The 13,334-nt window shown below is 62.9% G+C and carries 16 protein-coding genes; 4 read left to right on the forward strand and 12 right to left on the reverse strand.

Annotated elements, in window-relative coordinates; all coding sequences use genetic code 11:
* Positions 1–126: 126 nt before the first annotated feature.
* From ACE3OH_RS11755 to ACE3OH_RS11780, 6 genes are all read right to left on the reverse strand, one after another.
* Positions 127–783, reverse strand: coding sequence for a DUF484 family protein (locus ACE3OH_RS11755; RefSeq protein WP_374352540.1), 657 nt, complete (start codon positions 781–783; stop codon positions 127–129).
* A 13-nt stretch (positions 784–796) separates the two neighbouring features.
* A complete protein-coding gene (locus ACE3OH_RS11760; RefSeq protein WP_374352543.1) occupies positions 797–1,309 on the reverse strand; it encodes an N-acetyltransferase family protein in 513 nt (170 codons plus the stop codon).
* Entirely contained in the window at positions 1,299–2,132 is an 834-nt protein-coding gene (gene dapF / locus ACE3OH_RS11765) for a diaminopimelate epimerase (protein WP_374352546.1), read from the reverse strand. Before dapF ends, ACE3OH_RS11760 begins: the two co-directional genes overlap by 11 nt.
* Positions 2,133–2,168: 36 nt before the next feature.
* On the reverse strand, positions 2,169–2,585 hold the full coding sequence (locus ACE3OH_RS11770; protein ID WP_374352549.1) for a CoA-binding protein: 417 nt from the start codon (positions 2,583–2,585) through the stop codon (positions 2,169–2,171).
* On the reverse strand, positions 2,585–2,773 hold the full coding sequence (locus ACE3OH_RS11775) for a hypothetical protein (protein WP_374352552.1): 189 nt from the start codon (positions 2,771–2,773) through the stop codon (positions 2,585–2,587). The genes ACE3OH_RS11770 and ACE3OH_RS11775 overlap by 1 nt, the downstream gene beginning before the upstream one ends.
* Before the next feature lie 90 nt (positions 2,774–2,863).
* Entirely contained in the window at positions 2,864–3,445 is a 582-nt protein-coding gene (locus ACE3OH_RS11780) for a nucleotidyltransferase domain-containing protein (RefSeq protein WP_374352554.1), read from the reverse strand.
* Positions 3,446–3,683: 238 nt separating this feature from the next.
* On the opposite strand from ACE3OH_RS11780, the gene ACE3OH_RS11785 reads away from it, so the two are divergent.
* Positions 3,684–3,944: an EF-hand domain-containing protein gene (locus ACE3OH_RS11785; protein WP_374352557.1), complete on the forward strand. Its 261-nt coding sequence runs from the start codon at positions 3,684–3,686 to the stop codon at positions 3,942–3,944.
* A gap of 34 nt (positions 3,945–3,978) precedes the next feature.
* Here the strand turns inward: ACE3OH_RS11785 and ACE3OH_RS11790 are convergent, their stop codons facing one another.
* The 4 genes from ACE3OH_RS11790 to ACE3OH_RS11805 form a co-directional block, all read right to left on the reverse strand.
* The gene (locus ACE3OH_RS11790) at positions 3,979–4,905 is read right to left on the reverse strand and encodes an FAD:protein FMN transferase (RefSeq protein WP_374352560.1); all 927 of its coding nucleotides are present in this window, start codon (positions 4,903–4,905) and stop codon (positions 3,979–3,981) included.
* A gap of 185 nt (positions 4,906–5,090) precedes the next feature.
* Positions 5,091–5,627: a cytochrome c gene (locus ACE3OH_RS11795; protein ID WP_374352563.1), complete on the reverse strand. Its 537-nt coding sequence runs from the start codon at positions 5,625–5,627 to the stop codon at positions 5,091–5,093.
* A gap of 2 nt (positions 5,628–5,629) precedes the next feature.
* Positions 5,630–7,369 carry a DUF1501 domain-containing protein gene (locus tag ACE3OH_RS11800; protein ID WP_374352566.1) on the reverse strand — a complete coding sequence of 580 codons (1,740 nt, stop codon included), beginning with the start codon at positions 7,367–7,369 and terminating at the stop codon, positions 5,630–5,632.
* A gap of 10 nt (positions 7,370–7,379) precedes the next feature.
* Entirely contained in the window at positions 7,380–9,008 is a 1,629-nt protein-coding gene (locus tag ACE3OH_RS11805) for a DUF1800 family protein (RefSeq protein WP_374352569.1), read from the reverse strand.
* A 140-nt stretch (positions 9,009–9,148) separates the two neighbouring features.
* Between ACE3OH_RS11805 and ACE3OH_RS11810 the strand changes: the two genes are divergently transcribed.
* Entirely contained in the window at positions 9,149–10,309 is a 1,161-nt protein-coding gene (locus ACE3OH_RS11810) for a patatin-like phospholipase family protein (protein WP_374352573.1), read from the forward strand.
* 52 nt (positions 10,310–10,361) lie between these two features.
* Here the strand turns inward: ACE3OH_RS11810 and ACE3OH_RS11815 are convergent, their stop codons facing one another.
* On the reverse strand, positions 10,362–10,988 hold the full coding sequence (locus ACE3OH_RS11815) for a LysE family translocator (protein ID WP_374352576.1): 627 nt from the start codon (positions 10,986–10,988) through the stop codon (positions 10,362–10,364).
* Positions 10,989–11,071: 83 nt separating this feature from the next.
* Positions 11,072–11,818, reverse strand: coding sequence for a hypothetical protein (locus tag ACE3OH_RS11820; protein WP_374352579.1), 747 nt, complete (start codon positions 11,816–11,818; stop codon positions 11,072–11,074).
* A 120-nt stretch (positions 11,819–11,938) separates the two neighbouring features.
* Between ACE3OH_RS11820 and ACE3OH_RS11825 the strand changes: the two genes are divergently transcribed.
* Both ACE3OH_RS11825 and ACE3OH_RS11830 read left to right on the forward strand, forming a co-directional pair.
* Entirely contained in the window at positions 11,939–12,670 is a 732-nt protein-coding gene (locus ACE3OH_RS11825; protein WP_374352583.1) for a helix-turn-helix domain-containing protein, read from the forward strand.
* A gap of 154 nt (positions 12,671–12,824) precedes the next feature.
* A complete protein-coding gene (locus ACE3OH_RS11830) occupies positions 12,825–13,247 on the forward strand; it encodes a copper chaperone PCu(A)C (protein ID WP_374352587.1) in 423 nt (140 codons plus the stop codon).
* The last annotated feature ends 87 nt before the right edge of the window (positions 13,248–13,334 follow it).

Consider the following 13,334-nt stretch of genomic DNA (forward strand, 5'->3'; position numbering starts at 1 on the left):
CATCGCCAGCCTTGATGGCAGCGTTTTGTTGCTCCTGCAGCCAGGCGCGTACTTCCTCGGCCTGGTAGTTGATCGCTGGCGGTGTCGGCCTCATGCGATCCTCCTTCTGGTTGGCGATGCGGCGGCTCAGTCCAGGCAGCGGCTCATGGCAGCCGAGGCCATTTCGGCAATACGGGCCAGATACAGGGTGCCCATTTCCGGGTAAAAGCGTTGCGGGTCTTCGCTGGCCAGCACCAACAGGCCGAATGGCTGTCCGTCGGTCTTCAATGCCGCTTGGGCAAACGACTTGAGATGCGGCGCAGATTCGCCGAGCCAGCCAATCACTTCGTCGGTGACATAGGGCCCGCAATACGGCGTGTTCAGGCTATTGGCCAGCACGCGCACATCGTCGCTGACCGCGCCGAATTCCGACAAGGTGGCATCGGGCTCGCCGCCCCACAGCCGCACCGCCAGATGCGGTACCCGGAAGCTTTCCTGCAGGTGGTAGTTGAGCGTGCCGAGCACGCCGGCCAGATCGCTGCACTGCAATAGCGCCACGGTAAGGCGGTGCACCTTTTCGCTGATCTGGTCGTTCTCTTCGCCGAATTGCAGCAATTCACCGAGCTTGCCTTCCAGCAGCTTGTTTTTCTCGCGCAGGGTCAGGATCTGCCGCTCGGCAATCGGAATGGCGCGACCGCCGTGCGGGTGCGGGATGAAGATTTCGGCGACCAGGTCGGCATAATCTTCGAAAAACTGCGGATTGGCTTGCAGCCAGACGGCAACGTCGGCGGATTGAAGACTCATGGTGGCATCCAGGCTAGGGTTGATCGGTCATGAGGGTCGGGTTCAGCAGGGCGTGCATGGCAGGGCGATCGAGCCTTTGCACCATCATATGGTCGGCAACGCTGGCTCCCAGGCTGGCATAAAACGCGGCGCTGGCGTCTACGCTGCGCACGCTCAGCCATTCCATGCGGGTGCTGCCGGCAGCAAGTGCCAGTTCGGCCAGGGCGCACATGGCGGCGCGCCCGAGGCCCCGGCGCCGGAACGCCGGGTCGAGATAGAGCGCATGCAGATAGAGATCGCGCGTGCCGGTAAAGGCACCCCATTTCCACGAATGCAGGGCAAAGCCGCAGCGCTGCGCGCCATGGTACAGCCAGTGCACGCGGGCAGCCGGTTCGGGGCCAAACAGGCCATCGCACAAGCGCTGGCGGTTAACGCCGACCTGGGCGACACCCTCGCTGAGCGCCAAGGCGTGCAGCTGCTCCAGCAGCGCATCCACCTCATCGGGCACTACTGCGCGCAGCGCAAGCTTTGGCGTGTCAGAGTTCAATTTCGCCCTCGAACACCGTCACTGCCGGGCCGGTCATCATGACTGGCTGGCCGTCGCCCGCCCAGCTGATGGTCAGGTCACCGCCACGGGTGTGCACCAGCACGGTCTCGTCGAGCAGGCCACGGCGGATGCCCGCCACCACGGCGGCACAGGCGCCGGTGCCACAGGCAATGGTTTCGCCGGCGCTGCGCTCGTACACGCGCACGCGGATTTCGCTACGGTTGAGCACCTGCATGAAGCCGGCATTCACCCGCTGCGGAAAGCGCGGATGGTGTTCGATCAGCGGGCCCAGGCGCGCCACGGGGGCGCTGTCGATATCGTCGACCAGCTGCACCGCATGCGGGTTACCCATCGACACGGTGGTGATCTGCACCTCAGCGCCATCCACCGCCAGCGGGTAGATCACTGCCAGCGAATCGGCCTCGAACGGGATATCGGCCGGTGCAAAGCGCGGCTGGCCCATATTGACGCTGACTAGGCCTGAGCTTTGCAGCTGCGGCACGATCAGCCCCTTGGCGGTTTCCACGCGAATGGCCGTTTTATCGCTGAGGCCCTTGTCGTGCACAAAGCGCACAAAGCAGCGCGAGCCATTGCCGCATTGCTCCACCTCGCCGCCATCGGCGCCGTTGAAGATGCGGTAGCGGAAGTCGGCATCGGCACCCTGCGCCTTCTCTACCAGCAGGATCTGGTCGCAACCGACGCCGAAATGCCGGTCACCGAGTTTTTTCAGCTGCCCGGTGCTTAAGGACAGCGACTGGCTAACGCCGTCGAGCACCACAAAATCATTGCCCAGGCCATGCATCTTGGTAAAACGGAGTTTCAATATCCTGCTCCCTGCATTGATTGATACTGGCCGGGCCTAGGCGCGCAGCCGCGCATAGTCCACCATCACGCAGCGATCCATCACTACCAGCAAGCCAGCGGCGCGGGCGCGCTCGGCGGCGGCTTCGTTGACTATGCCCTGTTGTATCCAGATTGCCGGCGCCTTGATGGCGATGGCGCTATCCACCACGGCATCGACTTCGGCAGCATTGCGGAACAAATTGACCAGATCGACGGTGCCGGGCACGTCTTCCAGCTGCGCATAGGCGGGCTGGCCCAATACCGACTGCACCAAGGGGCGCACCGGCACGATATCGAAGCCCCAGCCCTGCATCTGCTTCGACACCCGGAAACTGGGCCGGTCGGTTTTGGGCGACAAGCCGACCACGGCGATGCGCCGCATGGTGGTAAACAGTTTGCGCAGCTCGGCGTCGGACGGGTTCTGGAAAGCCATCAGTTGATCGCATTCCAGCGCAGCAGCGCGTCTTTTTTATTGTCGGCCTGGTCGCCGATCATATTGCAGTTGCCATCGCGGCCAAAGCGCGCGCACTGCACCCAGAAGCGCCGCGATCCGGCTTTCTGGGGCAGGCCGGGTGATCCGCATTTCTTGCAGGGCTTGGGCTGGCTGGGGCTATCGGTCATGGCAAAGGGCAAAGTCTGATCAAGCCGCCATCATAGCGGCAGCGCGCCGACTTGTCCGGCTGTCGCCCGGCGCGCGCTGGCCGCGTTGCCTCACACCTCGGCAGCAAGCAGCATGCCCTCGACCTGGGCCAGACGGGCGCGCTCGGGTGCTTCGCCGATGCGGGCGGTATGGCGCTCTTCGTTCTCGGGGCGGATCGACAGGCGCACCAGGCTGCCATCCACATAAAACGCCAGCGTGGGGTAGCCCGCCTTGCTCGATTCGGAACGATAGTCGAGGCCCAGATTCAGGCAGCGTATTTCCACCGCCTTGTCGTTATCGGTGTACACCACCAGGTTGATATCGGAATGCGGACCCGCCGAGCCTGTTAGCACCGAGCCAACCAGATAGGGCTTGAATTCGCCGAACAGCTGCATGGCCTGGATCGCCTTTTTGCGCAGCATGGCCAGCTCCGCGCCATGATCGGGCAGGAACAGGCTGCGATATTCGCGCAGGGCAATTTCCAGCTCTTCATTGCTGGGCAGATTTTTGCCTTCGGGCAGGCCGAGTCGCTTGATGGCCTTGCGCTTGGCCAGGCCGAAATCGTCGATATGTTCTTCCGCCATCAGGCGGGCGGCAAGCTGAATGATCTGCTCACGTGCGCCACCACGTGGCGATCGGTCCCGTGTAGTCATGATGTCCTCGCACAAGCAGCAATACGTTCTTGGGGGCGCCGGGGCCTGCGGCTCAAGAGTAGCGCATTGTGCGCGGCCTGCCCATCGGCGTCGTGCGCTGCCTTTGTAAACGCGCCTTGATAAACACAACAGTCGATTACATCTGCGCGCCATTCCGACATCAGCGCCTTACCGGATGGCAGCACCATACGCAGCCGGCAGCCCGCCTGTTGCGGCTGCGCTCACCAAGGAATACATCATGAACAAACTACTGGTCCTGCTGGCAATACTGAGCTGCGGTACAGCGCTGGCCGAGGCGCCCGGCGAGGCGATGGCTGCGCGCCTGCAAGCACGTTTCAATGCCGCCGATACCAATCACGATGGCAAGCTGAGCGAAGAGGAAGCGCGCACGGGCATGCCGCGCGTCGCCAAGCATTTCACCGAAATCGACCAGGAAAAGCGCGGCTATGTAACCCTGGAGCAGCTGCAGGCCTTTGCAAAGCAGCGCCGGGCGGGCTAGGGCCGCGGCCGAACTTGGCGCCTAAGCGGCCGTTTCAGCGCATCGCGGATTCGGCTGCTTGCGTTGCAAAGGTGCTGAAAGTCGAGCCATCGCCGCGCACTGCCAGCACCCTGGCGCCCAGCTGGGTGAGCCAGGGTTCGCCTTCCGCCTCGCCCTTGAGCATGGCCACCGTGCTGACCGTGCCGGCAACCAGGCAGCGCGGCGTGAGCACGCTGACCGACTGCCAGCCCTGCACCGGCCAGCCGCTGCGCGCATCCAGTATGTGGCAGTAACGCCGGCCGCCGACGTCGACAAAGCGCTCATAGTCGCCGCTGCTGGCCAGGGCGCCATCCGCTAGCGCGATGCTTGCCAGCACTGCGCCGGCATCGCGAGGATGGCGGATGCCGATATGCCAGGGCGAGCCATCGGGCTGCGGGCCCAGCACGCGCAGATCGCCACCCAGATTGATAAAGCCGCTGTGCCAGCCGGCCGCCTCGCACAGGTCGGCGGCGCAATCGACCGCATATTCCTTGCCAAAGCCGCCAAAATCGAGCTGCATGCCGGCCTGCGGCAGGCGTATCCAATCCGCGCCGCGCTCGATTTTGTCCCAGCCGATCAGCGGCAGCAGCGCATCGATTTGCGCTTGCGCCGGCAAGCGCGCTTGCCTGAAATCCCAGGCGCGCCGCAAAACACCCGAGCTGATATCGAAACGCCCATGGCTGCTGCGCCATACCGCATCGGCATAGTCGAGCAGCTTGCTGGTTTCCTGGTCGATCTGCACCGGGTCGGCTCCGGCTGCGGCATTGATGCGGCTGAGCACGCTATCGTCGCGATAACGCGAATACTTGGCTTCGATACGCCGCACCTCATTGATTACCGCCTCGGCCATGGCGCTGGCGGCGTCATAGGAGCCGGCCAGCATGATCTCGTTACGGCAGGCCATGGCGGTAAAGTTGAACTGATGGTGGGCGGGTAGCGACATGGCACGAGAATGTCAGGGGACACGCCTGAATGTTGGCACAAACCATGCTGACTCTGCGCGCCGGTAATTCAGGCTCTGGCGTGGGCAACAAGGCCTGACAGACTTTTCATATGCCGGAGCTGGATGGCTTGCCTACTCCTCACCTTTCAAGGGGGGAGGTCGGGAGGGGATGGGGCGAGTCGCCCCTAAAACCCCGCCGCCTCGGCCTGCTGCAAAAACGCCGCCAGCGAGCCCAAGGGCTGTGGCCCGCCGCCAGTGCGGCTATCGAGAAAATAGGCCTGAGCGCTGTTAAAGCCGATATACACGCCGCCCGCATAGCCGCGGTACAGGAAGCCCTCGGCAAAGCTGGTCGCAGCATGCGGGGACAGCAAGGCGGGATAGCGCTGCTCGGCCCAGTCCAGCACCCGGTCTACATCGGTGGTGGCGGGGTGGGCGAGGTAGCTGGCGATATTGGCCAGGTCGCTATCGCTAAGGCTGGCCAGCCGCGCCATCTGCGACTGGTTCTGGATGGCGGCGCGAATCAGGGCTGGCGCATTGGCGCCCTTGAGCACGGCGGGGATCAGCAGTTTATCGGGCGGGCTGCCATGGCAGCTCTGGCAATGCAGGCCAAAGCTGCGCCGGCCGGCATCCACGCTGCCCGCCTCGGCGCTGGCCAGTACGGCGCTACCAAGCAGTGCCAAGGCGATGTCGCGCCGCAGCCGGGGCCACCAATGCGCCGCCATGCTTATTGCACCGCGCCGACGTAGGCGATCTTGCCATTGAGCATATCGGCCTGGTTGACGCCATAGCCGACATACAGCTGCACGCCTGCCAGATTGGCGTTGTCGCCGACCGACAGGCTGGCAATATCCACAGTGAACGCGCTACCCGCCACGATGGTGGCTGCCGCCGGAATAACTGCGGCAGTGCTTGGCACCCAGGCAGTGCCATTTCGGACATACAGGCTGCCACCGGCAAGGGCGCCGATATAGATATTGACCGTTTTGCCGACATCGGCCGGCATTGGTGTCACCACGCAGCGGTAGCTGATCTGGCTGCCAGCCAGGCTACGCTGCAAGGTAAAGCTCGATTGGCCCGCCGGCAAAATACCCAGGCTGTTGGCATTGAAGCGCGACAGGCCCGGAAACAGGCTGTTGAGGTCGGCATCGGCCACGCCGAGCCAGCGCCCGAGGGTGGCGAAGTACTGGTAAAGCGAGGTTGTGGGGATCATCGCGCCACGGTCGGCATCGTCCGGGCTATTCAGGGCGATGGTGGGCATGGTGCCGTAGATATCGCCGCCCTTGACCGCGCCGCCCATCACCAAGTGGTGCGAGCCCCAGCCATGGTCGGTGCCGCCATCGTTACTGGTGAGGGTGCGGCCGAATTCCGAGGCAGTAAAGCTGGTGACATTGTTTGCCACGCCCATCTCCTGGGTAGCCTGATAAAACGCAAATAGCGCCTGGCTCAGGGTCTGGAACAGGGTGGGCTGGGCATTGGCCTGATCATCATGGGTATCAAAGCCATAGAAGTTCACAAAGAAGATCTGCCGCTTGGCGCCGAGCTGGCTGCGCGCGCCGATCAACTTGGCCACCATGGCCAGCTGCTGGCCCAGATCGGTTTGCGGAAACACGGTAGCCAATGGCTTGCCTTGCGCCAGCGCGCCGCCGACCAGACCGCTCAGGTTCAGCGTGCCGGCCAGGGCACCGCCCGATGCGCCTTCCAGCAGATTGCCGCTGGCCTGAGCCTGGCCGACCAGGGCCTTGAAGGCGGCAATGCGCCCGGCCGGTTGATCGTTGCCTATCGGCCAGATCGGTGACAGCCCCGACGGGTCAACCGAATATGGCGCACTGGCCGGGCCGGTTTGCAGCAGATTATTGCCAGCCACCGACAGATTCAGCGACAAGCCGTTGCCGGCATTGGACGATTGCAGCAACTCGCCCATGGCGCCAGCCCAGCCGGCCGGCTCGAGCGAATCGGGCCGGCCGGTCATCCACTGGAAGCTCTGGTCATCATGGGAAAACAGCTGCGGCGGCAGATTGCGCCCGGCGTCGTAATCGGCCTTGCTGATCGGCGCCACCAGGCTGCCGACATTGGCGACAAAACCGAGCATGCCGTTATTGAACAGAGTCTGCAGCTCGCGCGCGCTACCGTGCAGGCCGTAGCTGTGGCCATCGCTGTGCTTGGGGCTGATCGGCAGCAGATTGCCCAGTGGCACCGCCAGCCGGGTGCGATTGCTGGCGTAGGCGGCATAGGTGGCTGCATCGGTCGGCACCAGCAGATTGAAGGCATCGTTGCCGCCACTTAGGTAGATGCACACCAGCGCCCGGTAGTCGTCAGCGGCGGTGCCGGCTGCCTGGGCCGAGGCTATGCCCATGGCGCCGAGGCTGCCCAGCGCGGCAAAGCGCGAGGAAAAACCCAGGGCCGAGCCGCCGGCCCATTGCAATAGCCGCCGACGCGACAGCGGGTTGTTGAGTAGATCGAACATGCTTCCTCCTTTATTTCTGCGTCATGTACTGGGATGACGTCATGATCAGATACAGCGCTTCCTGCACCCTGGACGAGCCACCATCATCGGTGCCGACGGTTGTCAGATAGGCCTGCAGGGCAGCCTTCATGCTGGTGGACATCTGGCCCGACATGAACAGCAGGTTCAGCTGGTCGAACAGGGCCGGCAGATTGTTGACCGCATTGGCCTTGAACGGCGTCAGATCGAGCAGGATGTCGGAGGGCTCGGGGTTTTGCGCCAGATCCTTGTCGCGGCCAAAGACAAAGTCGGCCATGCGGTTATTGAGCTGGGCCACCGAGGCGGCATTCACCAGCTGCATTTCCGGCGCGGCCAGGCCCATGGTCTTGAGCTTGCCGGGCGGGGCGTAATTGGGGCGAAAGAAATTGAACACGGTGGGCGAGCTCAGCGGCGCCTGGCCGATTTCGCTTTCCGGGTAGTAAAACTCGTAGCGGCCATTGGGCGCCTTGGCATTGCAGGCGCGCCACAGATGGGTGACCTGCAATACCGGTTCGCGCAATTTGCCGAAAGTGGGGCCCGGGTCATTGCGCGCCTCGCTATCGAGCAAGATCGCCTGCACCACCGCCTTGAGGTCGCCGCGTATGCCGGCGCCGTTATTGTTGAACACACTGGCCACCCGGCCGACATAGGCCGGGCTGGGGTTACTGCTCACCAGGCGCTGGATCAGCTGGCGGCAGAAAAACGGTCCGACATTCGGGTGGATATACAGCAAATCCAGCACCGCCTTCAGCTCCTGGCTGGCCGAGCCTCCGGCCGGCAGGCGCAAGCCGAGAAAACTCTTCGGGTCGGTGTCGTGATAGGCGGCGAACGGCGCCATCGGCGTCAGATTATTCGGCGGGCCATCGAAGAAGTCACCGCCGGCCCAGCTCCATCCGGTCAGCACCCGCGCCAGATTCTCCACATCGGTCTGGCTATAGGTCGGCTGTGCTACGCCTTTCGCGTCAAGCTTGACCGTGCCGTCGATATTGAGCTGCACCAAGCCGATGGAAAACAGCTGCATCAACTCGCGCGCATAGTTTTCATCGGCATGGATATTGTTTGCAGGGTCGGGCTTTTGATTGCCCTTCATATTCAGGTACAGGCCCATCGCCGGGCTCAGCGTCACATCTTCGAGCAGGCTGCGGAAATTGCCGAAGGCATTCTTGACCAGCAGATCGTAGTAATAGGCCAGCGCATTGCCGCTTTCGAAGGACAGCGCGGCTGATTGGTCTGACACCACAAAGATTTCGATCAGCGCAAACGCCACTCGCTGGCGCAACTGATCGCGGCCATTCACTGCAATATTCCACCAGGCGGCGAGCCGGCTATCGCGGGTCAGTTGATCGCCACTGGCCAGCATGGCGCCCAGATGGCTGGTGGGCGCCTGGTTGAACTGCTGGGTGAGCCAGCCCTGATAGCCGCTGTTCAATAGATCGGAAATCTCGTTCAGACGCGGCCCGAAGGTGGCTTGCGCCAGAAAGCGCGCGGCCTGGGCCACGCTGATATTGCTGCTGGCCGCTTGTGCACTGACCTGGGCGCCAGCCAGCGCAGCGGCGATTAGGGTTGATTGCGTGGGCTGGTTCATCATGAAGTCCTGATAGTGGCGTCGCGCGGCCAACATACGCCAGTTAGCCGAAAATGACGCGTGAATATTACATGAGCATAACGCCATCATGCCGGCCGATTCGCGCGAATTTGCCGGCCTCGCCTACACTGGCGGGACATATCCAACAAGCAGCCGTTCGTCGGAGGGACAATCATATGAGCAAGGACACCCAGAGCATCGTGCTGGTGCTGCAGGGCGGTGGCGCACTAGGCGCCTATCAGGCGGGGGTGTATGAGGTGCTGTCCGGCAGCGAATACTGCCCGGACTGGATTGCCGGCGTATCGATCGGCGCCATCAATGCCGCGCTGATCGCCGGCAACCGGCCAGAACATCGGGTAGCGCGCTTGCGCGAATTCTGGGAGCGGGTATCGAGTGGCCTGCTATTGCCACCGCCGCCCGAGCAAAGCGCCCGCACCGCGTTCAACTGGTTCAGCTCGCGCCTGTCGGTGTTCAATGGCATCAATGGCTTCTTCCAACCGCGTGCCGGCATCGAAATGCTGTCCTGGCCCGGCCAGCATGGCGCTCTGGGGTTTTACGATACAACGCCCTTGCGCCATACCCTGCTTGAACTGGTGGATTTCGATCTGATCAACCGCCAGCCGGTGCGGCTTAGCGTTGGCGCGGTCGATGTGCAAACCGGCAATTCGGTGTATTTCGACAATACCCGGCAGGAAATCCGCCCCGAACACATCATGGCCAGCGGCGCGCTGCCGCCCGCCTTTGCCCCGGTGGAAATCGACGGCGCGTTTTATTGGGATGGCGGCATCGTCTCCAATACGCCGCTGCACTATGTGCTCGACCACCGCAAGGACAAGGACCGCATGATCCTGCAGGTTGACCTGTTCAGCGCCCGTGGCGATATGCCTACCGATATCCTCAGCGCCATGGCGCGCCACAAGAACATCATGTATTCCAGCCGTACTCGCTACGGCAGCAGCATGCTCACCCAGCTGCAGGGTTTGCGGCATAGCATCGACAATATGGTGCGGCAATTGCCGCCCGAGTGGCTGGATCACCCGGCTATTGCACAGCTGCGCCAGCATGCGGCACCGCAGCGGGTTGACCTGGTGCAGCTGATCTACCGGCCAGCGATACGCGCCCTGCCTTCGGCCGACTATGAATTCTCGCGTGCCTCGGTGAAAGAGCGCTGGCAGGCCGGTGCCGCCGATATCCGCTTCTACCTGGAAAACCCGGACTGGCTGCACCGGGTGGATAGCGAGGCCGAGGCCGGTGTCAATGTATGGGATTTGCGCAATCCCGACCCGAACAAGCAGCACCGCCATCCGGAAGACGAGGGGGCGCCGGCTGCGGGTTGATCACCAGGCGGCGCTCCGGAGTTTGCCGTAGTCGGTTCCGGCTTTGATCGTTCTAGCGGCGGAAGCTACCCAGCAACACACCCGCCCCGACAAAAGCACCGCCGGCGGTGCGGTTGAACCAGCGCATGCGCTGGCCTCGCTTGAGCCAGCTGGCCAGTTTGGCGCCGCCGCCGGCGTAAATGCACATCCAGCCGGTCTCGATCGCCATAAAGCTGCCCAGCAAGATGGCAGCCTGCGGCGCGATGGCCTGCTGCGGGTTGAGAAACTGCGGGAAGAAGGCCACGCCGAACAAAATCGCCTTGGGATTGGACAGCGACACCAGCACGCCGATGCGAAAGCGCGCCCAAGCACCGCTGGCATCGGGCCGGCCGGTCGTGTCGAGATTGCTTTGGTCGGCACTGCGCCAGGTCTTGATACCGAGATAGATCAGGTAGGCCGCCCCCAGGTATTTGACCGCCTCGAAGGCATGTTGCGAAGCCAGCAGCACCGCGCCCAGCCCGCCCAGCGACACACCGAGTATCACCGCCAAGCCCGCCAGCAAGCCCACCATGGTACTGCGGGCGGTAGTGCCGAGGCCGTGATGGATGCCATGCGTCATCGCCAGCAGCATATTCGGGCCGGGCGTGCCGGAAATCACGAACACGGCAGCGAGATAGGCAAGCCACAATTGCAGGGACATGGAGGGCTCCTGGGCAGATACGGCCGTCCATCGTAGCCGATGCGGCAGCCGGGCGGGCTGGATTTTCTGGCAGGTGCAGCATTTCACGGCCAGGCCGCTGCGCGTGAGCGCCGCTCCCACACGATCACGGCGGCCCCCGCCGATGCCAGCACATGCTTGAGGGTATGGCCGCTTACTACCCCGCTTGCCTGCAGTACTGGAAGGTCGGCCAGCTCCAGCAACTTGGCGGTGATATAGCAGGCAATGGCGATGGCAAAGGCTCGCCGCTCGGCCAAGGGGCGCTGCCATCCCGCCTGCCATAGCGGAATCAACAGTAGTGGCAGGCCTTGCAGCAAGAGATAGGGCCGCAGATCACCCTTGCCCTGCTGATTGCCCCAGTGCCACCACAGCACGCTGGCCACGGCCAGTATCAGTGCCATTGCGGTAGCGCCGCCATGCGCCTTGCCACGGCCAGACTCCCAGCAATCCAGCAGCAGGGCCGCGCAGGCGAGGGCAATCGGCAGCCGGTCCCACATCAGCCGCGCGTCATCTGGCGCCCAGTGGTAGTAGGCCGAGCCGATCGCGCTCAACACGAGGCTCAGGCAAAACAGCGGATATCCGTGGCCCTGGCGGCCACCCACTCGCTGCAGTGCAGACAGGCCAGCGAGACCTGCTACGGCGAAACCGAGATTGGACAGCACATCGGCGGCATGCGGCAAGCCTAGCCAAGGGCGCTGGTCGGCAAATGCATGGTAATGCGGCAGCTGAACGATGGGGCCATGAATTGCCATGGCGACAAACAATAGGCCGACGATGGCGGTGCTCAGGAAAAGGGCCAGACGAGGCGACATGGCGTACTCCGATAAGGCAAACGCCGATATCGTCATCGCTGGGCTGCGATTGCGTAAGCTTGCTGTTTACTGCGTCAGGAAATATGCTCTTCAGTATTAAAATTCGATACTTTTGAGGCCATGTCACAAGCCAGCCAGCTGATTGTTGCGCTCAAACGGATACTGAAAGCGCGCCATATCAGCTATGTCGATGTGGCCAAGCATCTGGACTTGAGCCATGCCAGCGTGAAGCGCCTGTTCTCGCAGCAGCGCTTCAGCCTTGCGACCTTGGAGGCGATTTGCCAGCTCGCCGGGTTGGAGCTGAGCGATCTGGTACAGGAAGCTTGCGCCGCGCCAGCCCTGCATTACCTCAGTGCCAAGCAGGAAGCCGAGCTGGTGGCCGATACCAAGCTGTTGCTGGTGACCGTATGCGTGCTCAACCACTGGAGCCTGGCGCAGATACTGGCGACCTATCAATTAAGCGAAATAGAAGGCTTGCAGGCGCTGTTGCGGCTCGACAAGCTCGGCCTGATTCGCCTGATGCCGGAAAACCGCGTAAAGCTGCTGGTAGCGCGTGACTTTGCCTGGCAGCCCGATGGGCCGATTCATCGCTTTTTCCGGGAACGTATCCAGTACGATTTTCTCGATGCCCAGTTCATGGCGTCCGACGAGCTGCTGCGCTTTCACCACGCCATGCTCAGCCCACAAGCGGTAGTTCGCTTCAAGCAACGTCTGGCGCGACTGCTGCAGGAATTCGCCGAACTGCACCAGGACAGCCACGATGCGCCCGAGAGGCAGGGCACCAGCCTGCTGCTGGCCTTGCGCAGCTGGGAGCCGGCGGCATTTGCCGCACTGCGCCGGCCGGGCGCGTGATTGCGATGCCTCCTTGCCCGACTGCACTGGTCCGGATTCGATTGTGTGTATCGTCCGAACCAGCTGCTCTGGTGCGCCGCAGCCCCGTAACATTCACGCCCGACAATCGCGGGCTGCTATTATGCCGATGTTCTGAACTGTGGATTGTGTCGCCATGAAAAGCCTGTTGATCGCCGCCGCCGTACTGCTCGCCCCCGCCGCCCTGTGTGCCGATGTCACCGTCAGCAATGCCTGGATTCGCGCCACCGTGCCGGGTCAACCGGTGTCTGGCGCCTATTTCGATATCACTGCCAAGAAGGCGACACGCCTCGTCAAGGTGGAAACGCCCGCCGCAGGCTTGGTGCAGCTGCATGAAATGCGCACCGAAAGCGGCGTGATGAAAATGCGGCAGATCGATAGCATTTCGTTGCCGGCCGGGCAAACCGTCAGCCTGGCGCCGAGCAAGATGCATGTGATGCTGATGAATATCCCCGAGCCGCTGACCGAGGGCAGCAAGCAGACCATGATCCTCACCTTTGTCGAAGATGGCGTACGCAGCCAGCTCAAGCTCAGCGTGCCGGTGAAAAAAGGTAGCTAAACTCACGCCTTCCACTGCCGGCTCTGGCCGGCCGCGATAAACCCCCCCCAAACGGCTCTGTACAAGGAAGCCCATGCCTGCCCCGCT

The organism is Chitinimonas sp. (assembly GCF_041904975.1).
GTDB lineage: Bacteria > Pseudomonadota > Gammaproteobacteria > Burkholderiales > Chitinimonadaceae > Chitinimonas.

Coding starts and splice junctions, on each gene's coding strand:
- ACE3OH_RS11830 (WP_374352587.1), top strand. CDS start 12,825: ATGAAAAGCCTGTTGATCGCCGCCGCCGTACTGCTCGCCCCCGCCGCC.
- ACE3OH_RS11820 (WP_374352579.1), bottom strand. CDS start 11,818: ATGTCGCCTCGTCTGGCCCTTTTCCTGAGCACCGCCATCGTCGGCCTA.
- ACE3OH_RS11755 (WP_374352540.1), bottom strand. CDS start 783: ATGAGTCTTCAATCCGCCGACGTTGCCGTCTGGCTGCAAGCCAATCCG.
- ACE3OH_RS11825 (WP_374352583.1), top strand. CDS start 11,939: ATGTCACAAGCCAGCCAGCTGATTGTTGCGCTCAAACGGATACTGAAA.
- ACE3OH_RS11790 (WP_374352560.1), bottom strand. CDS start 4,905: ATGTCGCTACCCGCCCACCATCAGTTCAACTTTACCGCCATGGCCTGC.
- ACE3OH_RS11800 (WP_374352566.1), bottom strand. CDS start 7,369: ATGTTCGATCTACTCAACAACCCGCTGTCGCGTCGGCGGCTATTGCAA.
- ACE3OH_RS11780 (WP_374352554.1), bottom strand. CDS start 3,445: ATGACTACACGGGACCGATCGCCACGTGGTGGCGCACGTGAGCAGATC.
- ACE3OH_RS11810 (WP_374352573.1), top strand. CDS start 9,149: ATGAGCAAGGACACCCAGAGCATCGTGCTGGTGCTGCAGGGCGGTGGC.
- ACE3OH_RS11770 (WP_374352549.1), bottom strand. CDS start 2,585: ATGGCTTTCCAGAACCCGTCCGACGCCGAGCTGCGCAAACTGTTTACC.
- ACE3OH_RS11805 (WP_374352569.1), bottom strand. CDS start 9,008: ATGTTGGCCGCGCGACGCCACTATCAGGACTTCATGATGAACCAGCCC.
- ACE3OH_RS11775 (WP_374352552.1), bottom strand. CDS start 2,773: ATGACCGATAGCCCCAGCCAGCCCAAGCCCTGCAAGAAATGCGGATCA.
- ACE3OH_RS11785 (WP_374352557.1), top strand. CDS start 3,684: ATGAACAAACTACTGGTCCTGCTGGCAATACTGAGCTGCGGTACAGCG.
- ACE3OH_RS11815 (WP_374352576.1), bottom strand. CDS start 10,988: ATGTCCCTGCAATTGTGGCTTGCCTATCTCGCTGCCGTGTTCGTGATT.
- ACE3OH_RS11795 (WP_374352563.1), bottom strand. CDS start 5,627: ATGGCGGCGCATTGGTGGCCCCGGCTGCGGCGCGACATCGCCTTGGCA.